Source organism: Nonomuraea sp. B1E8 (genome assembly GCF_039871515.1).
Taxonomy (GTDB): domain Bacteria; phylum Actinomycetota; class Actinomycetes; order Streptosporangiales; family Streptosporangiaceae; genus Nonomuraea.
This window is the reverse complement of record NZ_JBDPLS010000006.1, coordinates 436218-462840: the sequence shown is the minus strand read 5'-3', so window position 1 is coordinate 462840 and position 26623 is coordinate 436218. Positions and strand designations below refer to the sequence as shown.

The window sequence follows — 26623 nt, the reverse complement described above, 5'->3', positions numbered from 1 at the left end:
GAGATTGCCGGTGGTTCACCGCGTAGGCCGCATCCTCCGGCTCATACGGACGGCTCGGGGACCGCCGCGGGCTCGCGCAACGGCAGCCGTACCTCGAACCAGGTGTCGCCCGGCTTCGAGCGCACCTTGATCTCCCCGCCGTGCCGCCCGGCCACGATCCGGTAGGAGATGTCGAGACCCAGCCCGGTACCCTCGCCCACGGTCTTCGTGGTGAAGAACGGCTCGAAGATGCGATCCCTGATCGCCTCGGGCACGCCGGGCCCGGTGTCGCCGACCTCGACGATCGCCTCGTCCTCGTCGTACGCGGTGCGGATGGTCAGCGTGCCCGACTCGCCCATGGCGTCGAGCGCGTTGTGCATCAGGTTGGTCCACACCTGGTTGAGCTCGCCCGCGTAGCAGGGGATCAGCGGCAGCGTGCGGTCGTAGTCGGTGACCACCGTGACGCCCGGCGCGATCTTGCCGCGGAAGATCGCGACCGTGCTGTCGAGCAGGTCGTGCACGTCGACCATCTGGAACGGCGCCCGGTCCATCTGGGAGTACTGCTTGGCCGAGCGGATCAGCGAGGTGATGCGCTCGGTCGCCTCGGTCACCTCGCTCAGCATCTGCGAGATCTCGATCGCGTCGGCCAGCCAGCGCAGCGCGGCCGGGGTGTGCTCCTCGCCCACCTTGCCGCGGATCTTCCTCAGGTCGTCGCTGGAGAACCCGGCGTTGACCAGCGACGGCGCCAGGTCCCACGCGTCCTCGACGCCCGCCTCGTCCAGCTCCTCGCCGAGCGCGTCCTCGGCGTCGGAGATCTCCATCGGCGAGCGCTGCTGCCTGCCCAGGGCCTCGGTGCAGCTTTCCTGGACCTCGACCAGCGTGCGGAGCTTGTCGGGAGCGATGCCGTCCTGGGCGAGCTGGGCGAGCTGCAACCGCGAGGTCCGCAGCAGCGTGCGCAGCTCGCTGACCGCGCGTACGGCGGCCGCGGCCGGGTTGTTCAGCTCATGGGTGAGCCCGGCCGTGATCGTGCCGAGCGCGGTGAGCCGCTGCCGCCGGTCGATGATCTCCCGCTGCATCCTGCCGCCCGACAGCAGGCCGTCGAGCAGGTGCATCGCCATGGGGAACCATTCGGCCACGATGTAGGCGAACTTCTTGGCCGGCAGCATGAAGATCCGCGAGGGGGCCGTGGCCCGCAGCGTGTGCTGGTAGGTCTGCGGCGCCCGCTCGCCGAGGTAGGCCGAGGTGGCGCCGCCGTAGACGCCGGGCTGCGAGGTGCGGGGCATGGCGACGGTGCCGGCGCTGACCGTCTCGCTGATCATCTGCACCTCCCCCTCGATCAGCACCGCGAAGCACTCCGCCGGCTCGCCCTGCCGCACGATGTCCTCGTCCTGCGCGTACGTCTGCACCGCGCCGCTGCCGGCGAGCTTGGTGAGCTGCTCGTCGGTCAGCCGCTCGAACAGGAAGAGTTTGCGCAGCTCGTCGATGTCGATGCTCGTCTGCGAGCTCATTGCTTCTCCAGGTAGCGGTGCACGAGCGCGACGGCCATCGCGCCCTCCCCGACGGCGGAGGCCACTCTCTTGATCGATTCGGCGCGTACGTCGCCCGCGGCCAGCACCCCCGGCACGTTCGTCTCCAGGTAGTACGGCTCGCGCCGCAACGGCCAGTTGCGCGGCCGCCGTCCGCCCTGCACCAGGTCGGGCCCGGTCAGCACGAACCCCCGCGCGTCCCGCTCGATCGTCTCCCCGAGCCAGGACGTGTACGGCTCGGCGCCGATGAACACGAACAACCACTGGGCGTCGACGTCGCGCTCCTCGCCCTTGGACGACAGCGTCAGCCGCTCCAGGTGGTCGCTGCCGCCACCGCCGACGACCTCCGTCTGGAGGTGCACCTCGACGTTGGGCAGCGCGGCGATCTGCTCGATGAGGTAGTGAGACATGGACTTCTCCAGACCATCACTCCTCACCAACAAGTGGACCTTGCTCGCGAATCCCGACAGGTAGACGGCCGCCTGCCCGGCCGAGTTGGCCGCGCCCACGATGTAGACCTCGGTGCCCTTGCACGACGGGGCCTCGGTCAGGGCCGCGCCGTAGAACACGCCCCGGCTCACGAACTCGTCCAGCCCGGGCGCCTCCAGCCGGCGGTAGGTGACGCCGGTCGCCAGGATCACCGCGTGGGCCGCGATCTCCCCGCCGTCCCTGAACCCGATCACCCGCGCCTGCCCGCGCGGCTCCAGCATGGTCACCTTCCGCGCGGTCAGCAGCTCCGCCCCGAACTTGAGCGCCTGCCTGCGCGCCCGGTCGGCCAGCTGCTGGCCGGAGACGCCGTCGGGGAAACCCAGGTAGTTCTCGATGCGGGAGCTCTGGCCCGCCTGGCCGCCCGACGAGTACGCCTCGACCAGCACCGTGTTGAGCCCCTCCGACGCGCCGTAGACGGCCGCGCCGAGCCCGGCCGGCCCGCCGCCCACCACGATGAGGTCGTAGAAGTCGGTGGCCGGAGTGGTGGACAGCCCCACCGCCGTGGCCAGCTCGGACTGGTCGGGCGACTCCAGCGTGGTGCCGTCGGCGGTCACCACCAGCGGCAGGTGGCAGCCCTCGCCGGCCGCGCTCACCAGCTGCGCGCCCTCCGGGTCCTCGGCCAGCATCCACTGGTACGGGACGTGGTTGCGGGCCAGGAAGTCGCGCACCTTGTAGGACGGCGCGGACCACCGGTCGCCCACCACGCGCAGCTCCGACCGCTCGATCCTGTCGGTGCGCAGCCAGGCGTCGAGCTGCCCGTCGATCACCGGGTAGAACTTCTCCTCCGGCGGATCCCACGGCTTGAGCAGGTAGTGGTCGAGGTCGACCACGTTGATCGCCTGGATCGCGGCGTCGGTGTCGGCGTAGGCCGTCAGCAACACCCGGCGCGCGTACGGATACAGGTCCATCGCGGCCTCGAGGAACTGCACGCCGTTCATCTGCGGCATGCGGTAGTCGGCCAGGATGGCCGCCACCTCGACGCCGCGCAGCCGCATCTCCTTGACCGCCTCGATGCCGTCCCTGGCCGCTTCGGCGCGGACGACCCGGTAGTCCTGGCCATAGCGGCGTCTCAGGTCACGGGCGACCGCCCGCGAGACGCCCGGGTCGTCGTCCACCGTCACGATGACCGGCTTCTCCATGCCGTTACGCCCCTGCCTTGTCGCACTCCGTCCCTTAAGGGAAGGATGTCATGTGCTGAGCGCTGCCTGAGCACCCGCTCCGCCAGTCCGCGTCAGGGCCTTCGAGCAGGCCTTCCACGGCCACGGCGGTCAGGCGATGACGTGGCTCTCCCCGCCGTCGACCAGCAGCGACACCCCGTTCACGAACGACGCCCGCTCGCCGGCCAGGAACGCCACCACGTCGCCGACCTCCTCGGCGCGCCCGATGCGGCCGACGGGCACGGACTCGCCCCGCCGCCGCAGCGCCTCGTCGCCGCCCGCCAGCTCCCGCAGCCGGTCGGTCTCGATCGGGCCCGGCATCACGTTGTTGACCAGCACGCCGTCGCGGCCGGCCTCGCGGGCGAGCGTGCGAACGACGCCGGCCACGGCTGAGCGGGTGGCGTTGGACAGCGCCAGGCCGTCGATCGCCTCGCGGGCCGACCTGCTGGTGACCGTGATGATCCGGCCCCAGCCGCGGGCGCGCATCTCCGGCAGGACGGCGTGGATGAGGCGTACGGTGCCGAGCAGGTTGCGCTGGATCGCGACGTCCCACTCCTCCAGCCCCACCTCGTCGAACCGGCCGGCCGGCGGGCCGCCCGCGTTGGCCACGAGGATGTCGATCGGGCCGAGCACGTCGCGGGTCTCCTCGACCACCCGCCTGGCGGTCGCCGGGTCCTCCACGTCGGCCAGCACGGCGTGCACGACCTTGCCGTATTCCTGCAGCTCCACCACCGCGTCCGCGAGCCGTTCCGGGCTGCGGGCGCTGACGCAGACGTCGCAGCCTTCGCGTGCGAGGCTCTTGGCCGCGGCGAGCCCGATGCCCGCGCTGCCTCCGGTGACGAGGGCGACCTTGCCCGAGATGCCGAGATCCATCAGAGCCTCCTGAGGGGACCGTCGCCTTCAGGCGATCGGGGAATCGGGAGCGGGAGGGCCGCCAGGGCCCGAGGAAGCGGACGAGTCACAAGCGTGACTATAGGTCGTGCGGGCGCCCGGACCGGCAAGGCCGGGCGTCACATCCTGTGCACGCGTACGAGCTTGTCCGGGTTCAGGACGGTGTAGATGTCCTTGATGCGGCCGTCGTGGACGTTCACCAACACGATCTGGTCGCCTTCCTCCGACCGCGTCCAGAACGCCGGACTGCCGTTGACGTCCAGCAGCCGCACGTCCGTGAACGCGTAGCGGTTCACCAGCGCGGACAGGAAGGCCAGCACCTTGCGCCGGCCGGCGACCGGCCGCAGCGCCGCCCTGACCTTGCCGCCGCCGTCGTTCCACGAGACCACGTCCTCGTGGAACAGCTCGGTGAGCGCGTCCATGTCGCCGCCCTTCGCCGCCTCCATGAACTTCACCAGCAGCTCGGTGTGGTCCGCCGTCGACGGCTGGAACCTGTCGCGCCCCTGGGCGAGCCGCGTGGACGCCCGGTGGTGCAGCTGCCTGGCGTTGGCCACGGAGGATTCGACGATCTCGGCGATCTCGGCGTACGGCAGCTCGAACGCCTCCCGCAACACGAACACCGCCCGCTCCGGCGGCGAGAGCCGCTCCATCATGTGCAGGGTGGCGAAAGAGACGGTGTCGCGCAGCTCGGCGGTGTCCAGCGGGCCGGCCTCCGACGTCAGCACCGGCTCGGGCAGCCACGGCCCGGTGTAGGCCTCCCGCTTGACCCGCGCGGAGCGGAGCTGGTCGAGGGCCAGCCGCGAGACCACGGTCACGAGGAACGCCCGCGGTTCCCTGACCGCGTCGTGGTCGGTGCCCTGCCAGCGCAGCCACGCCTCCTGTACGACGTCCTCGGCGTCCCACATGCTGCCGAGCAGGCGGTAGGCCAGCCCGAGCAACATGGGCCGGTGCTCCTCGAAGTCCACGGTGGCATCATGCCCCGTCGCCCCGGCGGGGGGTGCGCCGGGGGGCCGTCTGCGCGGGGACGTGACGGTTCACGGGTGGTAATGCCGCGGCAAGCATGATGAGCTGGACGGGTGGCGAGAAATCTGATCCTCTCAGGAGGCCTGTTCCACGACTTCGCCGCCACGTCGGAAGCGCTCGCCGGAGTGCTCTCCGAGGTCGGGGTCGAGTCGGAGATCACCGAGGACATCGCGGGCGCGCTGAGCGAGCCGTCGGAGGTCCAGCTCATCACCGTCAACGCGCTGCGCTGGCAGATGGGTCACGACCGTTTCGCCGACCAGCGGGCCGCCTGGGCCTTCTCGTTACCGGCCGAGGCCCGCACCACCCTTCTCGACCACCTCGACCGGGGCGGCGGGCTGCTGTGCATGCACACCGCGTCGATCTGCTTCGACGACTGGCAGGGCTGGCCGCGGGTCCTGGGCGGCTGCTGGAGCTGGCCCAAGTCCCACCATCCGCCGCTGGGGTGGACGGGGGTGCGGGTGCACGGCGGGCATCCGGTGGTCGAGGGCCTGCGCGACTTCGACGTGGTCGACGAGGTCTACAGCGACCTCGACGTGCTGCCCGACGTCAGGCCGCTGGCCTCGTCGAACGGCCAGCCGCTCGTCTGGGCGCGGCCGGTCCGGCGTGGCCGGGTCCTCTACGACGCGCTGGGCCACGACACCAGGTCCTACGACAACGAGATCCACCGCACGCTGCTCCAGCGGGCGGCGTTGTGGCTGCTCAAACGGCCGGTCACGATCCGCGAGTGACGTGTCCGGAAGCTACAAGACCAAGGGCGGCGATCCGGGCACGATGACGGTATGAACGTGAATCTCTCCGCGATCCCCGGCTTTCTGGCCGGGCACGCGCGTGTCCTTGACCGCCGCCGCTACGACCTGATGATGGGCGGGGGCGACGCCGCCTCCGTGCTGGCCGCCCTCGACGCCTACCGCAATCCCGACGGCGGTTACGGCTGGGGCCTGGAGCCCGACCTGCGCACCCCCGAGAGCCAGCCGGGAGCGGCGCTGCACGCCTTCGCGGTGTTCGGGGACGTCGCCCCGCACGTCGCGCCCCACACCTCTCCGCACGCCGCGGCGTTGTGCGACTGGCTGCACTCGGTGACGCTGCCCGACGGCGGGCTGCCGTTCTCGTTGCCGCTCACGGTCTCCGAGGCCAGCGCGCCCTGGTGGCGGAGCGGCGACCCGGCCGTCTCGTCCCTGCAGATCACCTCCGTGACCGCGGCCGCGGCCCACCGGGTCGCCGCGTACGACCCGGCCGTCGCCGCGCATCCGTGGCTGGAGCGGGCCACCCGCTACTGCCTCGACGCGATCCAGCGGCTGGAGGGCATGCCGCACGCGTACGTGCTGCTGTTCTCCGTGCACTTCCTCGACGCCGTCCACGACAGCCGGCCGGAGGCGGCCGGGCTGCTCAAGCGGCTGGGCGGCCACATCCCCGCGGACGGGCGGGTGCCGGTCGAGGGCGGCACCGAGAATGAGGCGCTGCGGCCCCTCGACTTCGCGCCCCTCCCCGGCAGGCCGGTCCGCGGCCTGTTCGAGCCCGAGGTGATCGCCGCCGATCTCGTACGGCTGGCGGGGGAGCAGCAGGACGACGGCGGGTGGGTCGTCGACTTCGCGCGCATCTCGCCCGCCGGCGCACTCGACTGGCGCGGGGACGCCACGGTCGGCGCCGTGCGGACCCTGCGGGCCAACGGCATGGCCTAGCGAGCGTCAGAATCCGGAGGGGCGTCCCGGAGCGAGATCGTGGTTCTCGTCACCCTTGAGCGGGGGGTTGAACACGCAGATGAGCCGCATCCCGCCGGTCGAGGTCAGGCGGTGTTCCTCGCCAGGGTCCGGTGCGTAGAGCGTGCCCGGGGTGATGGTGAACAGCCCGCCGGCCGTCTCGACCCGGCCCTCGCCCTCGACGCAGTAGCAGGCTTCGAGATGCCGGTCGTAGCGGAGGAGGGTGGTCGTGCCCGGACGCACGCGGGTGTCGGTGAGCGTGTAGCCGCGTCCGTCCGCCGCGACGAGGAGGCGGCGGCTCGTGCCGTTGGTCCAGTCGACGTCCTGCGCGGATCCCAGCACGTCGCCGAGTGTCCGGATGAGCATCGTGACTCCCTTGCGGTCAGGGCCACACCACACCGTTGCGCACGGTGTCGATGCGGTGGTCGCTCACGTGTCCTTCGAACAGGCGTGTCCCGAGACCGTACGCCTGGGCCAGCGGATCGGCAGGGTCGCGCGCCACCTCCCCGCGCGAGTTGGCGACGCCGCGCACGACGCCGACCAGGTCGTGGTGGAGATAGCGGGCGAGTTCCTGCAGTTGCGCGGTGGCGCCGACCATCGAGCCCGGGTAGGTCTCCTCAGAGCTCACCACGACGGCCATCCGCTTGCCGACCAGTCGCCGCGTGACTTCCGCGCTGCCGGGATAGTCGGCCTTGATGTAGCAGAAGAGGCGGTCGATGAAGATCTTCAGCTGTCCGGCGATGCCGTACCAGTAGAGCGGGGTGGCGAGGACGAGCGCGTCGGCCGCGAGGACCTGCCGCAGCAGGGGTTCGTAGCCGTCTCCGATCGAGCATGCTCCGTCCGCCTGCCGGCACGTGCGGCAGTCGCGCAGCGGCGCCGCGACCGCGTCGGTCAGATCGGCGAGCTCGACCTCGTGCCCGCGGTTCGCCGCACCCTTGAGAACGGTCTCCGCCAGCAGGCGGGAGTTGCCGTCCTTGCGGGGGCTAGCGCTCAGGGCGAGGGCCTTCATGAGCCGTGCACCCCTTCCCTTTCTCGGTGTCGGTGCTCGGCTCCCATCGTGCCGCCCTCGAACCATGAAGACAATCAAATGATTACGGCCGGTAATGGTAAGTTGATGTGCATGGTTGATCCGGCTCGCCTGAAGCTGCTCGTGGCCCTGCACGAGCAGGGCACGCTCCACGCCGCGGCCTCCACGCTGCACATCTCCCCGTCGGCCGCCTCGCAACAACTGGCGACGCTGACCCGCGAGGCGGGGGTGCCGCTCGCCGAGGCCGACGGCCGCAAGCTGCGCCTCACCGACGCCGGCCGCGTGCTCGTCGACCACGCCTATGCCATGCTCGCGCTGCTCGAGCGGGCGACGGGAGAGATACAGTCCACCGTGAACGGCGAGCTGGGGCGGATCACGGTGGGTTCCTTCCCTTCGACGATCTCGTCCCTGCTCATTCCGGCGGCGCTCATGATCCGCGACAGCCGTCCCCGGCTGCGGGTCGACATCCGCGAGGTCGCGGTGCCCGGCTGCCTCGATCAGCTCGCCGGCGGAGACCTCGACGTGGTCGTCGCGGTGGAGGCCGAAGGGGCGCCCTCCGGCGGCGACGCGAGATACACCAGGGTGGAGCTGGGCACCGACGACTTCGACCTCGCCCTGCCGGTCGCGCACCCGTCGGCGCGCGAGCCGGCCGTCGCCCTGTCGCTGCTCCACGGTGAGGAGTGGGTCAGCACCCTCGAAGGCGACGCCTGCGACCGCCTGCTGCACCTCGCCTGCGCCTCCGCCGGCTTCCGTCCCGAGGTGCGGCATCGTGCCGGCGACTGGACGGCGATCCTGGCCCTGGTCGAAGCGGGGATGGGCATCGCCTTCATCCCCCGCGCCGCACGGCTGCCCATCCCCGCGGGGGTCGTCACCGTGGCCCCGACCGGGCACGACATCCGGCGGCACATCTACGCGGCGGTCCGGCGGGGGGCGGAGGCCCGGCCGGCGATCGCCGCGTATCTCGCGGCGCTCAAGGCCGTCGCGTCGCCGGCGCGGGGCTATGAGCGGAGGCGGGCGGCCGACTCCGACTCCTGAGCCATCCTGCGCAGGGCGTCGAACGCCCTGCCGTAGAGGACCGTGCCGAGCACCTGGGCCTCCACGGCGGCGTCGCGCGGGCCGTCGAACGGGATCTTGTCCATCTCCACCTCCGACACGAGCCTCCTGGCGGTCTCGACGTAGGGTGCCAGGTCCACGGCCACGCCGAGCTGGCGCATTCTGACCAGGGTCTGGGCCAGCTCGTCGCGGGCGGGGGCGTGGGGCTTGACGTCCCAGCCGAGCTGCTCGACGAGGTGGTCGACCTCGGCGCGGGCCTGCTGCCAGTCCTCGCCGGGCTCCGGCTGGGCGCCGGGGCTCAGGGCGTAGTGGGCGATGCCCAGCATCTCGTGAATGGGCAGCGACTCGTCGTCGACGGCGGCGACGACCTTCTTGATGGAGGACACGGAGAGCCTGCCCACGTCGAGCAGGGCGCGGATCAGGCGGAGCCGGCGCAGGTGCGACTCGTCATATTCGGCCCGCGTCGGGGCTGTCTGCCGGCCCTGGTGGAGCATGCCCTCGCGCAGGTAGTACTTGATCGTGGGGATGGCCACGCCGGACCTGGCGCTCAGTTCGGAGATGCGCATCGGTAGATAATAGCGCTATCCAGATCGGGCCAGATGGCGGGCCGCGCTGACCAGCTCCTGTACGTCGGCCTGGCGGTTCCAGAGGAAGACGACTTCCAGGGGTGGGACGTCCTCCTTGATAGGGATGAATGCCAGCGTGTCGGGAATTTTCGTGCCTTCGTGGACGCAGAGGGCGTAGCCCGCGCCCGACTCCACCATGTCGATGACCAGGTCGTGCGTGGCCGCCGACGGGCCGAGGCGGGGGTGCAGGCGGTGGCGTACGAACCCTTCGAGGAAACGGCGGGCGCCCGCCACCGCGTCGGACTCCGGCATGACCAGCGGCTCCGACGCCAGGTCCGCCAGCGACACCGCTCCTGCGGCGGCCAGGGGATGGGCGCGCGGCATCAGCGCGCGCACCGGGAAACGGTGGACGAGCATCCGGGCCACGCCCCTCGGCATGGAGCCGGGCGCGTAGCCGAGCCCGGCCTGTAGCGCGCCGTCGGCGATGGAGACGATCTGCTCGGCCGTCCCCATGGGGGCGATGCGCAGGTTGCCGTTCTGGAGCTGGGACAGCAGGCGGGCCACCACGTCGGTCAGCCCGTCGGCCACGCCCAGGCGCGCGACGTGGCCCTTGCTCCTGGCGGCGGTCACGGCCCGCTCGAAGGCGTCGACCGCGACGGTGGCCTGGGCCAGGAACGCCTCGCCCGCCACGGTGAGCCGCACCCCGCTCGGCGAGCGGCTGAACAACTCGACGCCGATCTCCTTCTCCAGCGCCCTGAGCTGCTCGGACAGTGTGGGCTGCGAGATGTGCAGTGCGGTGGCGGCCCGGCGCAGGGAGCCCGCGCGCGCGATCGCCAGGGCGTAGCGGACGTAGCGTAGATCCATCGCTCACCTCGGGCCTGATGATGATGGGCTATCGGTTGATCGAACCTCGGTATTACAAGCGGCGATAGCTTCCGTGAAGATACACAGTTATCCGCCGCCGCCGACCTTCCGGTGATGCGCGGTGATCCGCTGCTCAGGCGGCTGAGCCCGGGGTTCGTGCCGGTCCGGGGGCACGGGCTTCGGACGGAGGACGCGGTCGTTACGGGTGTCCGTGAACCCGGGACGCGGCTCGTTGAGCAAGCGCTTGTCTGAAGCGGGTGCGGCCGGTTAGCGTGATCGGCAAGGCGCTGACGGCACGGCTCCGCCGGCCGCGCCGGATGGCGGGCCCTGCCGGGGGCGCCGGAGGAGGGAGCATGCAGCCGTTCGCGGGGCGGGCGGCCGTGGCCGGGATCGGCATGACGGCCCTGACCAGGGAGTCCGGGCGCACCGAGGAGGAGCTCGCGGCCGAGGCGTGCCGGGCGGCCTGCGCGGACGCGGGGATCGGGCCGCGCGAGGTGGACGCGGTGCTCAGCTACCACATGAACGACTCCGCGCCGGTCGTACGGGTCGCCAGGGCGCTCGGGATCGAGCGGCTCGGCTGGCACAACGACATCGCCGGCGGGGGCACGCAGGCGGCGTCGATCCTGGGTGACGCGGCGATGCTGATCCAGGCCGGCCTCGCCAGAAACATCCTGATCTATCGGGCGCTCAACGGGCGTTCCGGCACGCGCATGAACACCGCCCCCACCGGCATCCCCACGTACGGGCTGGCGGGCCCGATCCCGCTGTTCGCCATGGCCGCCACCCGCTACCTGCACGACACCGGCCTCACCGCCGAGCACCTGCACGCCGTCGTCGCCCAGTCCAGGCAGAACGCCGCGGCCAACCCCCGCGCCCTGCGCCGCGACCCGCTCACCCTCGACGCCTACCTGGCCAGGCCGTACGTCTGCACCCCGCTGCGCACGGTCGACTGCTGCCAGGAGACCGACGGGGCGTGCGCGCTGCTGGTCAGCGCCGTGCTCGACGGGCCGCGCGTGCACGCCGTGGTGCGCGGGGGAGGGCCGGGCTGCTCGTCGATGGACCGCGCGCCCGACGCCGGCACGATCTTCTCCGCGTACGTGGGCCCCATGGTGTGGGACGCCTCCGGGATGCGGCCGGCGGACGTGGACGTGGCGCTGCTGTACGACGCCTACTCGTGGCTCGTGCCCAGGCAACTGGAGGACTTCGGCTTCGTGGCGCGCGAGGAGCTCGGGACGTACCTGATGGAGCGGCGGCACGGCTGGGTGAACCCGCACGGCGGCCTGCTCTCGGAGGGGTACGTGCACGGATTGAACAACGTCGCCCAGGCCGTCAGGGAACTACGGGCCGGGCGGTCCGTGGCGCTCGTGACGGGGTTCGGCGGGAGCTACGGGAGCGCCGCACTGCTCGTGAGGTGAAAAATCAGCTGAAATGCTGGTCACCCGGGAACGCCTGCCTCGCAACCCCACCAGGCCTGCCTGACCCGACCCGCGAACCGGGACGCACGGGGATGCGTGAAACGGGACGGCGCGCCTGACAGGGACGGGGATGGCGCGCCTAAGCGGGATGCGTGAAACGGGAATGGCGCGCCTCGGCCTCCCGCGGGCCCAGCAGGGGCCGCGCGGCCAGCCATGCCGCCGCCCCCGCCGGATCTCCCGCCGTGACCGCACCCTCCAGAAGGCCTCGCACGGCGTCGCGTACGGGGCCTTCCGCCGTGAGCACGCCACCGGCCAGCACGAGGGGCAGACCGGGTTCGTGCACCCGGGAGGCGGTGCTCGCCAGCTTGGACGCGGCCTCGGCCACGATGGTCAGCGCCACCGGATCACCACCCATGGCCGCCTCGCTCACCAGCGGCGCCAACTCGGCCAGCGCGAGGGGCGGCCGAGCATGCACCGCCGCCGCCAGCCGCGCCCCCGGATCACCACCTGGGCCATCGGGCAGCAGCCGCCCCAGAACGATTTCCGCCAACAACCCCCACCCGGCCCGACCACCTCCACTCGCTTCGCGGTCGCCGGCTCCGCCACGCGCCGGCCGGCGGCCGTCGGCCTCGCGGGCGCCCGGCTCGTGACCGGCGCTCATCTCGTCGCGGCCCGGCTCGGGGCGGTGCGCCGTGCCGTTCGGTTCGTGGTCGCGTACCAGATCGACGCCCGTCCTCGTCGGCGAGGGGCACGGGGTGGTGATGGCGCGGATGGTGGCGCGGGCGGCGGCGAGGCCGATCCAGAAGGCCGAGCCCTCGTCCCCGAGCAGCCACCCGTACCCGTCGGCGGTGCCGGCGGGAGCGTGGTCGGCGATCCTGGCCGCGATCGCCCCCGTGCCCGAGATGAGCACGGTGCCCGACGGTGAGGGGGTGCCGGCGGCGAAGGCGGTCACGATGTCTCCCGTCACGCGTACCGGCGTGACCCCGGGGACGCCCGGCTCGCCGGAGAGGTCCGCCCCGGGCAGAAGGGCGCCGAAGACGCGCTCGGTCAGCGTCGCGCACAGCGCGGGGTTGCCGGCCAAGCCCACGACCACGCCCACGACGGTGCCCGCGCCTGTGACCGGGCCCGGGAGGTGGGCCGATCCGGGGTCCGCCAGGGTTGCGTGCACGGCGGCGGTCAGGTTGGCGGCGGCGGTGTCCATGCCGAGCGCCCCCGGATTGGCGCCCTCCGCCTGCCCGCGCCGCACCAGCGTGCCGTCCAGCGTGAACAGCGCGGCGCGCGACGAGGTGCCGCCGGCGTCGACGCCCAGAACCAGGTGCATGTCAAAAATTATTGCCGAAACACCTTGACGGCACCAGACAATGAGCATAATTATCACCGCGTGGAACTACTGAGCCGCATCAGGGCCGAGCAGCACGACATGCCCGAGGCGCTGCGCAAGGTGGCCGATGCGATTCTCGCGGCCCCGGCGGAGGCGGCCCGGCTGACCATCGTCGACCTGGCCGAGCGGAGCGCCACGTCCACGGCCACGATCACCCGGTTCTGCCGCGCCCTCGGCTTCTCCGGCTACGCCGAGCTGCGGGTGGCCGTGGCCACCGAGACCGGCCGGGTGGCGCAGCAGACGTGGCAGACCGACATCGGCCGCGAGATCCTGCCCGACGACAGTCTCGAACGGGTGCTGAGCGTCGTGTCGGGCAACGACATCCGCCTGATCCAGGAGACCGGCGACCAGCTCGACCTGGCCGTGGTGGAGAAGGTCGCGCAGGCCGTGGCCAGGGCGGGGCGGGTGTTGTTGTTCGGGGTGTCGAGCAGCGCGGCCGTCGCCAGCGAGATGGAATACCGGCTGCAGCGCATGCGGGTGCCGACCTGGAGCAGGTCCGACGCCCACACCGCGCTGACCGACGCGGCGCTGCTCGGCCAGGGCGACGTGGCGATCGGCATCTCCCACAGCGGCCGGACGCGCGAGGTCATCGAGGTGCTCGCGGAGGCGGGCAGCCATGGCGCGATCACCGTGGCCGTCACCTCGCAGCCGAGGTCGCCGCTGGCCGAGGTGGCCGAGCTGGTGCTGACGACGGCGAGCCGCGCGACGAGCTACAGGTCCGAGGGGTTCGCCGCGATCCACTCGCAGTTGCTCGTCCTTGATGTCGTGTACGTGTCGGTCGCCCAGCGCACGTACGAACGGACGAAACAGGCGTTCGACGTCACCGTACGGGCCGTGGCCGGACACCGGCTACCAGAACAGGGCCTGGCAGGACCAGGTTCGCCAGAAGGGGACATATGACGGTCAACCAGCGAGTCGTCCCGCAGGCTTTCGCCGAGCACATCGCGCACCTCGTCCAGGTGATCCCGAAGGATCCGGAGATCTCGCGGGCCGCGGGCCTCTTCACCGAGGCGCTGACCGCGGGCGGCGTGATCCAGGCGTTCGGGGCGGGCCACTCGGAGGCGATCGCCATGGAGATCGCCGGCCGCGCGGGCGGCCTCGTGCCCACCAACCGGCTCGCGCTGCGCGACATCGTCCTGTACGGCGACGCGCCCAGAGCCGAGCTCGACCGCTACGACCTCGAACGCGACCCCGCCGTCGCCCACACGATCCTCGACCTGGCACCCGTCCAGGAGCACGACCTGTTCGTCATCATCTCCAACTCGGGCGTCAACGGCGTGGTCGTCGAACTGGCCACGCTCGTCAAGGAGCGCGGTCACGACCTGATCGCGATCACCTCGCGCGCCCACAGCGAGGCCGTCGCGTCCCGCCATCCCTCGGGTCGCCGGCTCGCCGACCTGGCCGACGTCGTCCTCGACAACCACGCCCCCTACGGCGACGCCGTCCTGCCCCTGCCCGGCGGAGGCTCCGCAGCGCCCGCGTCGATTGGAGCGGTCTCCACCATCACCTCGGCTCTGCTGGCCCAGCTCGTCGTGGCCCAGACCGTCAGCAACCTGCTCGAAGCCGGTGAAGTGCCACCGGTCTACCTCTCGGCCAACGTCCCCGAGGGCGACGCGCACAACCTCCGCCTGGAGGCGCTGTACGCGGGCCGCATCCGCCGTACCGCCTGACCCGGCCGCACCCACGGCGGCGCCCGACCGGCGCCGCCCTCACACCGGCGCCCGACCGGCGCCGCCCTCACACCGGCGCCCGACCGCGGCGCATCCGCTGCGGCACGGTCAGGCGCCGCGGCACCGCTGATCTTCGGAACCGTACGACAGTCGGGGGACCACCCACTCAAGGAGAACCCCACTCATGTCCCGAAATTTCGGTAAAGTTCTGCTCTCCTTAGCCATCCCCGCTCTCCTCTTCGCCGTCTCCCTGGTCGCGCCCGCCAACGCCGACCAGGCCGTCCGCCTCCAATACCGGACCAGCGCACCCGGCGCCACCACGGCCCAGTCCGAGCCCTGGCTCCAGCTCTTCAACGACGGCACCACCACCATCCCGCTCAACCAGGTCAAGATCCGCTACTACCTCACCGGCAGCGAGACCTACCGCTTCGCCTGCTCCTGGGCGGTCGTGGGATGTTCGACGGTGACCGGCCAGTTCGTCCGCCAGGCGGGCGGCGACCAGTACCTGGAGGTGGGCTTCACCTCGGGCAGCCTGGCTCCCGGCCGGACCACCGGCGACATGCAGCTGCGCTTCTACCGCTCCGACTGGCAGACGTTCACGCAGGGCGACGACTACTCCTACGGCCCCCAGACCGGCTACTCCAACTGGGACAAGGTCACCGTCTACATCAACGGCACGCTCTCCTGGGGCAAGCCCAGCGGCAGCGACCCCGACCCCACCGTCACGCCCACCGTGCCGCCTGGGCCGGGCGGCGAGCTGTTCGACGACTTCACCTACACGGGCTCGAACGACCCCCGGCTGGCCCAGCGCGGCTGGACGGTCCGCTCCAGCTCGGGAGGCCCCGGCGTGCCCGGCGCCACCTGGTCGCCCGGCGCGGTCTCGTTCCCCGGCGGCCTGCTGACGCTCGACTCCTCGACGAACGGCACCCCCTCGGGCACCGTGCAGACCGAGCTGTCGACCGCCAACCGCAAGTTCCACGAGGGCACGTACGCCGCCCGCGTGCGCTTCAGCGACGCGCCGACCAGCGGCCCCGACGGCGAGCACGTGGTGCAGACGTTCTTCACCATCACCCCGCTGCGTTTCAACCTCGACCCCGACTACGGCGAGCTGGACTTCGAATATCTGCCGAACGGCGGCTGGGGCGAGGTGGCCAACATCCTCTACGCCACGAGCTGGGAGACCTACCAGGGCGAGCCCTGGCAGGCGGTGAACACCCACACGGAGGAGCGCGCGAGCTTCGCCGGCTGGCACGACCTCGTCATCCAGGTCTCGGGCGGCCGGATGAAGTACTACGTGGACGGCCGCCTCTTCGCCGACCACGGTGACATCTACTACCCCGAGACCCCGATGTGGATCATGTTCAACCAGTGGTTCATCGATCTCCAGGGAGCGACGGGCACGCGTACGTACCGCCAGCAGGTCGACTACGTCTTCCACAGCAAGAACGAGGTTCTCTCGCCCGCCGAGGTGCAGAGCCGGGTCGGCTCGCTGCGCTCGTCCGGCACCGCGTTCAAGGACACCGTCCCCAACGTGTGATCGTGCCCCGCGCCCGCCCGGGCGGGCGCGGGCCCACCCCCCAGCACCAGAAGGATCACTATGAAGTACCGCATCCTTGCCCTGGCGGCCGTGCTCGCGCTCGGCGCGTGCGGCACCGGCGCGGAGCCGGAGACCGGGGCGGCGGCGAGCGGCGCCCCCGCCAAGCTGACCGTCTGGATCATGGACGGCAGCGTCACGCAGGAGCTGCTGAAGAAGTTCGAGGCCGAGCACGAGGCCGCGCACAAGGGTGTCGACCTCGACATCCAGATCCAGGCCTGGGACGGCATCGGCGAGCGCGTCACCGCGGCCCTGGCCAGCACCGACGCGCCCGACGTGATCGAGGTGGGCAACACCCAGGTCGCCCAATACTCGTCCAGCGGCGGCGTCACGGACCTCACCGCGAAGGTCGCCGACCTCAAGGGCGAGGACTGGCTGCCGGGGCTGGCCCAGCCGGGCAACATCGACGGCAAGCAGTACGGAATCCCCTGGTACGCCGCCAACCGCGTGGTCGTCTACAACAAGGACCTGTTCGCCGAGGCCGGCATCAAGGAGCCCCCGAAAACCCGCGACGAGTGGCTAGATATCACGACAAAGCTCAATAAAGGTGGCAACCAAGGCATCTATCTGACCGGCCAGACCTGGTACGCGCTCGCCGGATTCATCTGGGACGAGGGCGGCGACCTGGCCGTCCAGGAGGGCGGCCGGTGGAAGGGCGCCCTCGACACCCCGCAGGCCCGGGCCGGCATGGACTTCTACCAGCGGCTCCAGGCCCTCGGCAAAGGGCCCAAGGACGCCGACGAGGCCAACCCGCCGCAGCACGAAGTGTTCGCCCAGGGCAAGGTCGCGCAGATCATCGCCGTCCCCGGCGTCGCCGCCCGCGTGCTGGAGGTGGACGACAAGCTGAAGGACAAGATGGGCTTCTTCCCCATCCCGGGCAAGACCGCGGACAAACCCGGCACGGTCTTCACGGGCGGCTCCGACCTGATCATCCCGGTCGCCTCGCACCACCAGGACGAGGCGTACGAGCTGGTCAAGGCCCTGGCCGGAGAGAAGTTCCAGAAAGAGCTGGCCACGACGATGAGCTTCGTCCCCAACCGCACCTCGCTGGCCGGCGTGTTGTCGGGCGACGAGGGCACCGCCGCGATGGCCGTCGGCGCGGCCAACGGCCGGGCCACCCCGAACACCCCCAACTGGGCCGCCGTCGAGGCCACCTCGGTGATCAAGCAGTACATGACCGCCGTGCTCACCGGCGCCGACCCGGCGGCGGAGGCGAAGAAGGTCTCCGAGTCGATCACTACGACGCTGAACAGCGGATCCTGATGCGGGCTGGACACCGCTCGTTCTGGCCCTTCCTGCTCATCGCCCCCACGGTGGCAGGCGGGGCCTTCCTCCTGCTCTACCCAATGCTCAAGGCCGCGGTGATCTCGTTCCAGCACTTCCGCATGGGCGAGCTGATCAGCGGCGGCGCCACCCTCGTCGGCCTGGAGAACTACGCCGAGCTGCTGGGCGGCGAGGAGTTCTGGCAGGTGGTGTGGCGCACGGCCGTGTGGACCGCGCTCAACGTGGTGCTCATCGTGGTCCTGTCCACCGGCGTCGCCCTCATGCTCGTACGCCTGCGCCGCGGCCTGCGCCTGGCCCTGATGAGCGCCCTCGCCCTGGCCTGGGCCACCCCGATCATCGCGGCCACCACGATCTTCCAGTGGTTGTTCCAGTCGGAGCTGGGCGTGGTCAACTGGCTGCTGGTCACCCTCGGCTTCGACTCCTTCCAGGGCTACACCTGGTTCGCCGACGGCACGGCCACGTTCGCCGTCCTCGTGATCCTGGTCGTGTGGCAGTCGGTCCCGTTCGCCGCGCTCACCCTGTACGCGGGCCTCACCACGATCCCCGCCGAGTTGTACGAGTCGGCGCGGATCGACGGCGGCAACGGCCGGCAGGTGTTCTGGAAGATCACCGTGCCGATGCTCAGGCAGCTGTTCGCGCTGATCACCTCGCTGGAGGTGATCTGGGTGGCCAAATGTTTCCCGCAGATCTGGGTGCTCAGCCAGGGCGGCCCCGACGGCGCCACCACCACCCTGCCGGTCTACGCGTTCAAGGTCGCCCGCGTGCTGCACCGCTACGACCTGGGTTCGGCGGTCGCCATGCTCACGGTCGTGATCCTCGCCGTCGCCCTGGTCAGCAACCTGCGAAGGATGGTCCGCTCGTGAAACGGCTCGCGCTCAACGCGACGGCGGTGGCCGTGCTCGTGACGACGGTCTTCCCCGTCTACTGGATGTTCCTGACCGCGTTCAAGCCGACGCGGGACATCCAGGCGGCCACGCCGACGTTCTGGCCCGCCGATCCGACGCTCGACCACTTCGTCACCGCGGTCAGCGCGCCGGGGTTCTGGACCTACTGGCGCAACAGCCTGCTGGTGACGGTCGCGGCGGTGCTGGTCGCGCTGGTGGTGGCGCTGCTGGCGGCGTTCGCGATGACGAGGATGCGCTGGCGGGGGCGGGGCGCGTTCGTGGTGGCGGTCTTCGCGGCCCAGATGGCGCCGTGGGAGGCGCTGCTGGTGCCGGTGTTCATCATCGCCAGGGACACCGACCTGCTCGACTCGCTGGCCATGCTGACGGGCGTCTACTTCATGATCACGCTGCCGTTCACGATCGTGACACTGCGCGGGTTCCTCGCCGCGATCCCGCCGGAGCTGGAGGAGGCCGCGCAGGTGGACGGATGCAGCCGGCTGGCGGCCTTCCGGCGGGTGGTCTTCCCGCTGCTGGCGCCGGGGCTGATGGCGACCTCGCTGTTCGGGTTCATCACCGCGTGGAACGAGTTCGCGTTCGTGAACGTGCTGATCATCAAGGACCAGGACAAACGCACGCTGCCGGTGTGGCTCTCGTCGTTCCGCGACGTGTTCGGCACCGACTGGGGCGCCACCATGGCCGCCGCCAGCCTGTTCGCGCTGCCCGCGCTGCTGCTCTTCCTCTTCCTGCAGCGCCGTGTCGGCACCGGCATGACGGCGGGCGCGGTCAAGGGCTGAGGGGCCATCGCGCCGGATCGCACACGTAGGTGCCCCGGTGCGGCACTGTGACGACCCACCGCTGTTCCCGCAGCCGCGAGACGGCCAGCCGGGCCGTGACCTTGGCGACGCCGTACTGCCGCATCAGCACCTGCTCGCTCGGGATCGCCGTGTTGGGACGGAGTTCGCCGCGTCTGATGCGGGCAGCCAGATCATCGGCGATGATCGCATACTTGGCCCTCGTCGGCTTGGCACGTGGCACGCCGGCGGGCCCGACGAAGGTGCCCTCGCCCCGGACGGTATGGACGAGCCGCCGTCGGCGAAGCTCCCGGGCCACGTTGCGCGCGGTGCTGCGCGCGATGTCGAACTCCGACTCCAGGGCCGCCTCGCTCGGCACGGGTTCGCCGGTCCGCAACTCCCCGCTGGTGATCCGCCGGTGAATCACGTCGGCGACCTGAACGTACAGCGGGACTGGGCCATCGCGGTCGAGCATGCCCTAGATTCTAGACGTGTGGATACAAGCACTTAGGCAAAGTCAGTCCTGGGGCCACGACTCCTTCGGCGAGACGTAACTGCCCCGCTGGGCGACGGTGTAGATCCACCCCTGTTCCCGCAACAGCGCCATGGCCCGCCGCACCGTCTCACGCGCGACGTCATACTGCTTCACCAGCGCTGTCTCGCCCGGTATGGGGCGCCGGGGAAGGAATCTCCCCGCCTTGATCTGATCGCTGATGTCTGTCGCGATCTGCTGGTACAACGGTACTTTTCGCTGCTTGCGAGGTGCTTCCTCCGGTGTGCCGACAAAGGTCCCCTCGCCCTGAACGGTGTAGATGAGCCCTTCCTCGCGCAGCACGTGGACAGCCCGCCTGGCCGTGGTCCTGGCGACTCCGAACTCGTACTGAATGTCGGCCTCGCTCGGCACCGGGTGTCCGGCGTCGAGCTTCGCGACCCGACGGCGGAGGATGTCGGCGATCTGGACGTAGACGTGGGTGTCCCCTTCGTAGTCGAGCACGTAGGCAACATAGGCCAATGCGGGCAAGAGTTCACATATCGTTCTGTCTAGATAGACAGGGCAGCCCGTACATGTAGACAAGGAAAGACGACCAGATCTATGGTGGCGGCATGTCGCAACCATCGCCGATGCCTGCGGATGACCGGTTCCACTCGGCCCATGTGCCGGAGCCAGGTCCCGGCTTCACCCGGCTGACGTGGGACCCCGTTTGGGCAGCAGGAAACCGTATACGTGTCTGTGACTACACGTGCGACTGCGTGCCGACGTTCTACGAGCTGTGCCAGGCCGGCGGCCAGTACTTCATCCGCAGGACCCGCCGGGTCGGTGGAGAGGTCCTGGTCGACCAGTGCGCCCTCGGTGGGCGCGCCCAGACATATCTCGTCTGGATCAAAGTGCTGACGGGGGTGGCCAGATGATCGGGATGGGATGACGCCTTACTGCACCCGCGCTCAGATCGGGTTGGGCATGCTCATAGGGGACTGGATACGTGGAGTATGGTCTCAAGTATGGCCACTAAGAAGGTGACGGTGACGATTCCCGAGGGACTCCTCGAGGAGATTCGTGCGGAGGCGGCGGATCGGGGCCTGTCGGCGTACGTCGCCGAGGCTCTGCGCGTCAAACGAGACCGGGACAGGCTGTTGGAGCTGGTGGACTGGCTGGAAGAGGAATATGGCCCGGTCACCGAAGCCGAGCATGCGGCGGTGACCGAGGAGTTGGAACACCTCGACGCCGAGCACGAGCGTCGCCGTACCGGAGGAAAGAGCAGCGCGGGGGCGGACGCGTGAGCAAGCGAAGCGGTGGGCCGCGGCAACCACCGTTGCGAATCTTCGTATTCGACTGTCAAGCCCTGTCCCTGGCCGTGCGTGGTGACAGAAAGATGATCGCTTGGCTGGACCTCGCGGCGCGGGGGCAGGCGGAGGTGGTGACGTCTCCGATGACGGTGGTCGAGGCTCATGACGGCAGAATCACCGAGCAGCGCTGGGACTGGGTGTTGTCCCGGCTCGACGTCGCCGCGATAGGCAAGGATCAGGCTCGGCAGGCGCGAAGGCTCCTGGCCGATGCCAAGTTGCACGGCCACAAGCACGCGATTGACGCCGTGCTGGCCGTCATCGCGCGCCAGCAGCAAGGCCAGGTCACCATCTTCACCTCAGACGAGGATGACCTGATGAAACTGGTCCCTGACTCGATCGTCGTCAGGAAGGTCTGACCGCCCCTACGGCTGAAGAACCGGCACCCTTGAGCCAGTGGTGCCCCGTCAGGTGGTGGCGGTGAAGGTGCTGTGCAGGGCCTTGGCGTCGGGCTCCGGAAGCTGGTCGCGGGCCGCCAGCCAGGCCGCCGCGCTCGCCGCGTCACCCGCCGTCGTGACCCGCTCGCCCGCCAGCAGCTCCGTCACGGCCTGGCGCACCGGCCCGGGGTTGGTCAGCACGCTGCCGGCGAGCACCACGGGCCCCGAGGTGTGCACCCTTCTGAGCGTGGCGACCAGGTGGCCGGCCGCCTCGCGCACGATCCCGGCGGCCAGCGGGTCGCCTTCCGAGGCGGCCCGGCCGACCAGCGGCGACAACGCCGCCAGGCGCATGTGGTCGGCCTGCGCCAGGCGTACGATGCGGTCGGCGACGGCGCGCGGCGTGGCGGGCCGCTCAGCCCCGAGGAAGTGCTCGCCGACGAGAGCGACGAGCAGGCCGTTGCCGGCCTCCGCGCCGCCCGCCCCGGAAGCGGGATCGCGGTCCGGAACCGTGCGGTCGAGGGCCGCGACCGGCAGGCCGCGGTCGAAGGCGTCGACGACCGCCCTGGCGGCCTCGCGGCCGATCCAGAAGCCCGAGCCCGCGTCGCCCAGCAACCACCCCAGCCCGTCGGCGACCACGCCGAGCTCGAACCCGGCGATCCTGGCCGCGACCGCGCCCGTGCCCGACAGCAGCAGCGAGCCGTCCGGCTCGGGTGACCCCGCGGCGTAGGCGATCGGCACGTCGCCCATGTAACGCGGCTCCGCCGCGATGCCCTGCCCGGCCCAGACCTTCGCCAGTGCGGGCACCATCTCCTCGACGTGCCCCGCGACCCCGGCCAGCGAGGCGACCACCCGCGATCCGTCGAGGGAGCCGAGCGCCTGCCCGAGCGCGGTCTCGATCGCCGACACCGCCTTGGCCAGCCCGTGGGCGGTCGGATTGCCCGCGCCCGCCCGGGCATAGCCCACCCGCGTGCCGTCGAGTGTGTGGACGGCGACTCGCGTGGAGGTGGCTCCGGCATCGACGCCGACGACTAGCGATTGCATCACGGACTGAGTCTGGGGCTTGACGTGGCCAGGAAGCAAGAATAATTTTCGCCAGAAGACCGAGTATTCGGAAGGAATATTCGTGACTTCAGGAGCGCTAGGGCGCGTCGAAACAGAGCTACCCGGTTTGCCGGAGGCTTTGCGCAGGGTGGGCGAGGTGATTCTCGGCGACCCTGCCGAGGCCGCGCGGTCGACCATCATCGCGCTGGCCGAGCGCGCCGGCAGCTCGCCCGCCACCGTGACCAGGTTCTGCCGGGCGTTCGGCTTCTCCGGCTACGCCGAGCTGCGCGTCGCCCTCGCCACCGAGACCGGGCGGGCGGCGCAGGCGGGCTGGGGAGCGGGCGTCGGCCACGAGATCGGCCCCGACGACCCGCTCGACGCGGCCATCGAGGTGATGGCCGCCGCCGACGTCCGGTTGATCCAGGACACCGCCGCCCAGCTCGACCTCGACGTGGTCGCCAAGGTGGCCGCCGCCATCGTGGCCGCCCCGCGCGTCCTCCTGGTCGGCGTCTCCACCAGCGGTAACGTCGCCACCATGTTCGAAGGCCGGCTGCGCCGCATCGGCGTCCCCTGCTGGAGCGCGGGAGACGCGCACGTGGCGCTGTCGGAGGCGGCGCTGCTCAAGGAGGGCGACGTGGCCGTCGGCATCAGCCACAGGGGCCGCACGCGCGAGGTCATGGAGGCCCTGGCCGAGGCCGGCGGCCACGGCGCGCTGACGGTCGCCGTCACCTCTTTCGCCCGCTCCCCGCTGGCCGAACTGGCCGAGCTGGTGCTGACCACCGCCAGCAGGGAGACCACGTTCCGGCTCGGCGGGCTGGCCGCCGTCCACTCGCAACTGTTCGTGCTGGACGCCGTCTACGTGGCGATCGCCCAGAGCACGTACGAACGGACCAACGAGGCGTTCGAGCGAACGATCAGCGCCGTGGAAAGCCATCGGGTGGAGAGAAGCTAGATGACGTACGCAGACAGGGTCCTCGATCTGGCGCGCCAGGTCGCGAAGAGCCAGGCCGAGCAGGTGCGCAAGGCGGCGGAGCTGCTGGTGACCTCGCTCAGGGCCGACGGCGTGGTCAACGCCTTCGGCTCCGGGCATTCCGAGGCCATCGCCATGGAGATCGCCGGACGGGCCGGCGGCCTCGTCCCGAGCAACCGCCTCACGCCGCGGGACCTCGTCCTGTACGGCGGGCAGCCGCCCGGCGTGCTGACCCCGGAGCTCGAGCGTGACCCGGCGATCGCGCGCCAGATCTACGACCTGGCGCCGGTCGCGCCGCAGGACGTGTTCGTGCTGATCTCCAGCTCGGGCGTGAACGGCACGGTCGTCGAGCTGGCGAGGATCGTCAAGGAGCACGGCCACCCCTTGATCGCGTTGACCTCGGTCAAGCACAGCACCCAGATGACCTCGCGCCACCCGTCGGGCGGCAAGCTGCTCGACCTGGCCGACGTCGTCCTGGACAACGGCGCCCCGTACGGCGACGCCCTCCTCGAGCTGCCCGGAGGCGGCAGCTACGGTGCGGTGTCCACGATCACCTCCGCGCTGCTCGCGCAGATGGTGGTCACCGAGGCGGTGGACGAGCTCGTGGCGATGGGCGAGACGCCGCCCATCTACCTGTCGGCCAACGTGGCGGGCGGGGACGAGCACAACAAGGCGCTTGAGAGCCGCTATGCAGGGCGCATCCGGCGCGGAGCATGACAAGTCAGGAGCAGTGACGATGGCCAACACCCCCCATATCACCAGGCGTGAGCTTCTACGCGGTGCCGCTCTCGTGCCCGTGGCGGGCGCGCTCGCCGCGTGCGCGACCCCCGCCGCCCAGCCCGCGCCCTCGTCGGCGGCGCCGGCCGCCACCAGCGCGGCCAATCCGTTCGGCGTGGGCGACAAGCCCCTCGAGGTGTGGATCTTCGACGGCGGCTTCGGCCAGGCCTACGCCACGGACATCCACCAGCCGCTGTTCAAGAGCAAGTACGCGAAGGTGGAGATCAAGCACAACTCCACCAAGGAGATCACCAAGGTCCTCCAGCCGCGCTTCGCCGGCGGCAACCCGCCCGAGGTGATCGACAACTCCGGCGCCAACTTCATGGACTTCGGCGCCCTCTCCCAGGACGGCCAGCTCCAGGACCTGACGCCGCTGCTCGACGCGCCCTCGTGGGACGACCCCAACGTCAAGGTGCGCGACCTCCTGGACCCGTCGGTGATCGAGATCGGCACGTACGACGGCAAGTTCAGCGTGCTCGGCTACGTCAACTACATCCACGGGATCTGGTATTCGCAGAAGGTCTTCGACGACAACGGCTGGGAGATCCCGAAGACCTGGGACGCCTTCCTCGAGCTGTGCGAGACCATCAAGAAGTCGGGCAAGATGGCGCCCTTCACCTACGCCGGCAAACACCCGCAGTACCTGTACGAGCCGCTGCTCACCATGGCCGCGAAGATCGGCGGCAACGACGTGCTGGTCAACATCGACAACCTGGAGGACGGCGCCTGGACCGCCGAGCCGATGCTGACCGCCGCCGAGAAGTGGGCCGAGGTGGGCGCCAAATACCTCATGCAGGGCACGGCCGGCCTCGACCACGTGCAGACGCAGACGGCCCAGAACAAGATGCAGGTGGCCATGCTGCCCTGCGGCTCGTGGCTGGAGAACGAGCAGAAGTCCACCACGCCGGAGGACTTCGCGTACGCGATGTTCCCCCTCCCTGACGTCACGAGCTCCGACGCGATGCCGTACGGCACCCTGCACACCCAGCCCGGCGAGAACTTCATCGTCTCCGCCAAGAGCGCCCACCCGCAGGCCGGCATGGAATATCTGCGGGCCATGCTGTCGAAGAAGGCGGCCGGCGACTTCAGCGAGCTGGTCACCACGGTGACGACGGTCAAGGGGGCGAGTGAGGGCCGCGACATCTCGCCGGGCGTCACCAGCGCCTCCAAGGCGGTCGCCGACGCCGGCGAGAACACCGTCTACTACCGCTGGCACACCTGGTACGGCCCGCTCAACGACGAGGGCAAGGCCGCCACCGGCCAGCTCATGACCGGCGGCCTGAAGCCGAAGGCCTACCTGGAGCGCATGCAGAAGAAGGCCGACGAGATCAAGAACGACTCCTCCATCACGAAGTACAAGCGCTGATGGTGCTGTTCAACAGGTATCGCCGCGGGCTGTTCATCACCTCGTTCCTGGCAGCCCCGGTGATTCTCTACCTGGTCTACGTGATCTCGCCGTACGTCCAGGCGTTCTACATCGCGATGACCGACTGGCGCGGCGTGACGGCGGTGCCCAACTTCATCGGGCTCGACAACTTCCAGCGGCTGCTCGGCGACAGCGTCTTCTGGAAGGCCGTCACCCACAACATCGCCCTGCTGGTGTTGCTGCCGGTGATCACGATCGCCATCGCCCTGTTCTTCGCCTTCCTGCTCAACGTGGGCGGGAAGCAGGGCGTGTCGGGCATCCGCGGGTCGGGCTTCTACCGGGTGGTCTTCTTCTTCCCGCAGGTCCTGGCCGTCACCATCGTGGCGGTGCTCTTCCAGCAGGTGTTCAGGCCCGACGGCAGCGGCATGCTGAACGGGCCGCTGATGGGGCTCGGGCTCAGCCCGATCGGGTTCCTGTCCGACCCCGACGTCGCGTTCTGGTCGGTGCTCGGCGTCCTGGTCTGGCAGGCGGTCGGCTTCTACGTCGTGCTGTTCTCGGCCGGGCTGGCGAGCATCCCGAAGGACATGTTCGAGGCCGCCCAGATCGACGGGGCCAACCGGGTCACCCTGTTCTTCCGCGTGACGCTCCCGCTGTTGTGGGACACCGTCCAGGTCGCCTGGGTCTATCTCGGCATCCTCGCCATGGACGTGTTCGCGATCGTCTGGGTGATGACCGACCAGCAGGGCGGGCCCGACTGGTCGACCACGGTCATGGCGGCCGAGATCTACCGCAACGCCTTCGAATACTTCCGCTTCGGCTACGCCTCCGCCCTCGGCGTGGTGATGTTCTTCTTCACCCTCGGCTTCGCGGTCCTGTCGCTGCGCCTGTCGCGGCGCGAACGAATCGAGTACTGAGAATGGCAACGACGACTCCGGCGACCACAGGTGCGCACTCGAGGA

The 26623-nt window shown here is 70.5% G+C and carries 29 protein-coding genes; 17 read left to right on the top strand and 12 right to left on the bottom strand.

Going from position 1 to position 26623, the window contains the following annotated elements; genetic code table 11:
- Positions 1–41 precede the first annotated feature (41 nt).
- The 4 genes from ABGA98_RS22810 to ABGA98_RS22795 all read right to left on the bottom strand — a co-directional run bounded on the left by ABGA98_RS22810 (position 42) and on the right by ABGA98_RS22795 (position 5007).
- Entirely contained in the window at positions 42–1487 is a 1446-nt protein-coding gene (locus ABGA98_RS22810; RefSeq protein WP_347620386.1) for an ATP-binding protein, read from the bottom strand.
- A complete protein-coding gene (locus ABGA98_RS22805; protein ID WP_347620385.1) occupies positions 1484–3133 on the bottom strand; it encodes an FAD-dependent oxidoreductase in 1650 nt (549 codons plus the stop codon). The genes ABGA98_RS22810 and ABGA98_RS22805 overlap by 4 nt, the downstream gene beginning before the upstream one ends.
- 129 nt (positions 3134–3262) lie before the next feature.
- Positions 3263–4024 carry an SDR family oxidoreductase gene (locus ABGA98_RS22800; protein WP_347620384.1) on the bottom strand — a complete coding sequence of 254 codons (762 nt, stop codon included), beginning with the start codon at positions 4022–4024 and terminating at the stop codon, positions 3263–3265.
- A gap of 137 nt (positions 4025–4161) precedes the next feature.
- A complete protein-coding gene (locus ABGA98_RS22795) occupies positions 4162–5007 on the bottom strand; it encodes an RNA polymerase sigma-70 factor (RefSeq protein ID WP_347620383.1) in 846 nt (281 codons plus the stop codon).
- A gap of 111 nt (positions 5008–5118) precedes the next feature.
- On the opposite strand from ABGA98_RS22795, the gene ABGA98_RS22790 reads away from it, so the two are divergent.
- Both ABGA98_RS22790 and ABGA98_RS22785 read left to right on the top strand, forming a co-directional pair.
- Entirely contained in the window at positions 5119–5793 is a 675-nt protein-coding gene (locus ABGA98_RS22790; protein WP_132592679.1) for a ThuA domain-containing protein, read from the top strand.
- A gap of 51 nt (positions 5794–5844) precedes the next feature.
- Positions 5845–6744, top strand: a complete 900-nt coding sequence (locus tag ABGA98_RS22785; RefSeq protein WP_347620382.1) for a hypothetical protein — start codon at positions 5845–5847, stop codon at positions 6742–6744.
- 6 nt (positions 6745–6750) lie between these two features.
- Here ABGA98_RS22785 and ABGA98_RS22780 read toward each other — a convergent pair whose 3' ends face one another.
- Together ABGA98_RS22780 and ABGA98_RS22775 are read right to left on the bottom strand one after the other, a co-directional pair.
- Positions 6751–7128: an ectoine synthase gene (locus tag ABGA98_RS22780; RefSeq protein WP_347620381.1), complete on the bottom strand. Its 378-nt coding sequence runs from the start codon at positions 7126–7128 to the stop codon at positions 6751–6753.
- 16 nt (positions 7129–7144) lie between these two features.
- Positions 7145–7771: a flavodoxin family protein gene (locus tag ABGA98_RS22775; protein WP_347620380.1), complete on the bottom strand. Its 627-nt coding sequence runs from the start codon at positions 7769–7771 to the stop codon at positions 7145–7147.
- A gap of 111 nt (positions 7772–7882) precedes the next feature.
- On the opposite strand from ABGA98_RS22775, the gene ABGA98_RS22770 reads away from it, so the two are divergent.
- A complete protein-coding gene (locus tag ABGA98_RS22770; protein ID WP_347620379.1) occupies positions 7883–8824 on the top strand; it encodes a LysR family transcriptional regulator in 942 nt (313 codons plus the stop codon).
- Here ABGA98_RS22770 and ABGA98_RS22765 read toward each other — a convergent pair.
- On the bottom strand, positions 8788–9408 hold the full coding sequence (locus ABGA98_RS22765) for a MerR family transcriptional regulator (protein WP_347620378.1): 621 nt from the start codon (positions 9406–9408) through the stop codon (positions 8788–8790). The two genes, ABGA98_RS22770 and ABGA98_RS22765, sit on opposite strands and share 37 nt — an antisense overlap.
- Positions 9409–9423: 15 nt before the next feature.
- Positions 9424–10272 carry a LysR family transcriptional regulator gene (locus ABGA98_RS22760; protein ID WP_347620377.1) on the bottom strand — a complete coding sequence of 283 codons (849 nt, stop codon included), beginning with the start codon at positions 10270–10272 and terminating at the stop codon, positions 9424–9426.
- A 353-nt stretch (positions 10273–10625) separates the two neighbouring features.
- On the opposite strand from ABGA98_RS22760, the gene ABGA98_RS22755 reads away from it, so the two are divergent.
- The gene (locus tag ABGA98_RS22755; protein WP_347620376.1) at positions 10626–11687 is read left to right on the top strand and encodes an acetyl-CoA acetyltransferase; all 1062 of its coding nucleotides are present in this window, start codon (positions 10626–10628) and stop codon (positions 11685–11687) included.
- Positions 11688–11826: 139 nt separating this feature from the next.
- Here ABGA98_RS22755 and ABGA98_RS22750 read toward each other — a convergent pair whose 3' ends face one another.
- A complete protein-coding gene (locus tag ABGA98_RS22750) occupies positions 11827–13008 on the bottom strand; it encodes a BadF/BadG/BcrA/BcrD ATPase family protein (RefSeq protein WP_347620375.1) in 1182 nt (393 codons plus the stop codon).
- A gap of 60 nt (positions 13009–13068) precedes the next feature.
- On the opposite strand from ABGA98_RS22750, the gene ABGA98_RS22745 reads away from it, so the two are divergent.
- The 6 genes from ABGA98_RS22745 to ABGA98_RS22720 all read left to right on the top strand — a co-directional run bounded on the left by ABGA98_RS22745 (position 13069) and on the right by ABGA98_RS22720 (position 19294).
- Positions 13069–13968, top strand: a complete 900-nt coding sequence (locus ABGA98_RS22745; RefSeq protein ID WP_347620374.1) for a MurR/RpiR family transcriptional regulator — start codon at positions 13069–13071, stop codon at positions 13966–13968.
- Positions 13965–14738 (top strand): SIS domain-containing protein, encoded by a 774-nt coding sequence (locus tag ABGA98_RS22740; RefSeq protein WP_347620373.1) that lies wholly within the window; start codon positions 13965–13967, stop codon positions 14736–14738. Before ABGA98_RS22745 ends, ABGA98_RS22740 begins: the two co-directional genes overlap by 4 nt.
- 184 nt (positions 14739–14922) lie before the next feature.
- On the top strand, positions 14923–16275 hold the full coding sequence (locus ABGA98_RS22735; protein WP_347620372.1) for a cellulose binding domain-containing protein: 1353 nt from the start codon (positions 14923–14925) through the stop codon (positions 16273–16275).
- 60 nt (positions 16276–16335) lie between these two features.
- Positions 16336–17595, top strand: a complete 1260-nt coding sequence (locus ABGA98_RS22730) for an extracellular solute-binding protein (RefSeq protein ID WP_347620371.1) — start codon at positions 16336–16338, stop codon at positions 17593–17595.
- Positions 17595–18479, top strand: a complete 885-nt coding sequence (locus tag ABGA98_RS22725; protein WP_347620370.1) for a sugar ABC transporter permease — start codon at positions 17595–17597, stop codon at positions 18477–18479. The genes ABGA98_RS22730 and ABGA98_RS22725 overlap by 1 nt, the downstream gene beginning before the upstream one ends.
- Positions 18476–19294, top strand: a complete 819-nt coding sequence (locus tag ABGA98_RS22720) for a carbohydrate ABC transporter permease (protein WP_347620369.1) — start codon at positions 18476–18478, stop codon at positions 19292–19294. The genes ABGA98_RS22725 and ABGA98_RS22720 overlap by 4 nt, the downstream gene beginning before the upstream one ends.
- On the opposite strand, the gene ABGA98_RS22715 is transcribed toward ABGA98_RS22720, so the two are convergent.
- The gene (locus tag ABGA98_RS22715) at positions 19284–19766 is read right to left on the bottom strand and encodes a GntR family transcriptional regulator (protein ID WP_347620368.1); all 483 of its coding nucleotides are present in this window, start codon (positions 19764–19766) and stop codon (positions 19284–19286) included. The genes ABGA98_RS22720 and ABGA98_RS22715 overlap by 11 nt on opposite strands.
- A 42-nt stretch (positions 19767–19808) precedes the next feature.
- Positions 19809–20303 carry a GntR family transcriptional regulator gene (locus tag ABGA98_RS22710; RefSeq protein ID WP_347620367.1) on the bottom strand — a complete coding sequence of 165 codons (495 nt, stop codon included), beginning with the start codon at positions 20301–20303 and terminating at the stop codon, positions 19809–19811.
- Positions 20304–20542: 239 nt separating this feature from the next.
- On the opposite strand from ABGA98_RS22710, the gene ABGA98_RS22705 reads away from it, so the two are divergent.
- From ABGA98_RS22705 to ABGA98_RS22695, 3 genes are all read left to right on the top strand, one after another.
- On the top strand, positions 20543–20701 hold the full coding sequence (locus tag ABGA98_RS22705; RefSeq protein WP_347620366.1) for a hypothetical protein: 159 nt from the start codon (positions 20543–20545) through the stop codon (positions 20699–20701).
- Between the two features lie 90 nt (positions 20702–20791).
- A complete protein-coding gene (locus ABGA98_RS22700) occupies positions 20792–21070 on the top strand; it encodes a CopG family transcriptional regulator (protein ID WP_347620365.1) in 279 nt (92 codons plus the stop codon).
- Positions 21071–21162: 92 nt separating this feature from the next.
- Positions 21163–21492, top strand: coding sequence for a hypothetical protein (locus tag ABGA98_RS22695; RefSeq protein WP_347620364.1), 330 nt, complete (start codon positions 21163–21165; stop codon positions 21490–21492).
- A 48-nt stretch (positions 21493–21540) separates the two neighbouring features.
- On the opposite strand, the gene ABGA98_RS22690 is transcribed toward ABGA98_RS22695, so the two are convergent.
- Positions 21541–22551: a BadF/BadG/BcrA/BcrD ATPase family protein gene (locus ABGA98_RS22690; RefSeq protein WP_347620470.1), complete on the bottom strand. Its 1011-nt coding sequence runs from the start codon at positions 22549–22551 to the stop codon at positions 21541–21543.
- An 82-nt stretch (positions 22552–22633) separates the two neighbouring features.
- Here ABGA98_RS22690 and ABGA98_RS22685 point away from each other — a divergent pair, with 82 nt between their 5' ends.
- The 4 genes from ABGA98_RS22685 to ABGA98_RS22670 are packed head-to-tail and all read left to right on the top strand — an operon-like array spanning position 22634 to position 26578.
- A complete protein-coding gene (locus ABGA98_RS22685; RefSeq protein ID WP_347620363.1) occupies positions 22634–23503 on the top strand; it encodes a MurR/RpiR family transcriptional regulator in 870 nt (289 codons plus the stop codon).
- Positions 23504–24238, top strand: a complete 735-nt coding sequence (locus tag ABGA98_RS22680; protein WP_347620362.1) for an SIS domain-containing protein — start codon at positions 23504–23506, stop codon at positions 24236–24238. It abuts the gene before it with no gap.
- 19 nt (positions 24239–24257) lie between these two features.
- A complete protein-coding gene (gene ngcE, locus ABGA98_RS22675) occupies positions 24258–25664 on the top strand; it encodes an N-acetylglucosamine/diacetylchitobiose ABC transporter substrate-binding protein (protein WP_347620361.1) in 1407 nt (468 codons plus the stop codon).
- On the top strand, positions 25664–26578 hold the full coding sequence (locus tag ABGA98_RS22670; protein ID WP_347620360.1) for a sugar ABC transporter permease: 915 nt from the start codon (positions 25664–25666) through the stop codon (positions 26576–26578). Before ngcE ends, ABGA98_RS22670 begins: the two co-directional genes overlap by 1 nt.
- Positions 26579–26623 lie beyond the last annotated feature (45 nt).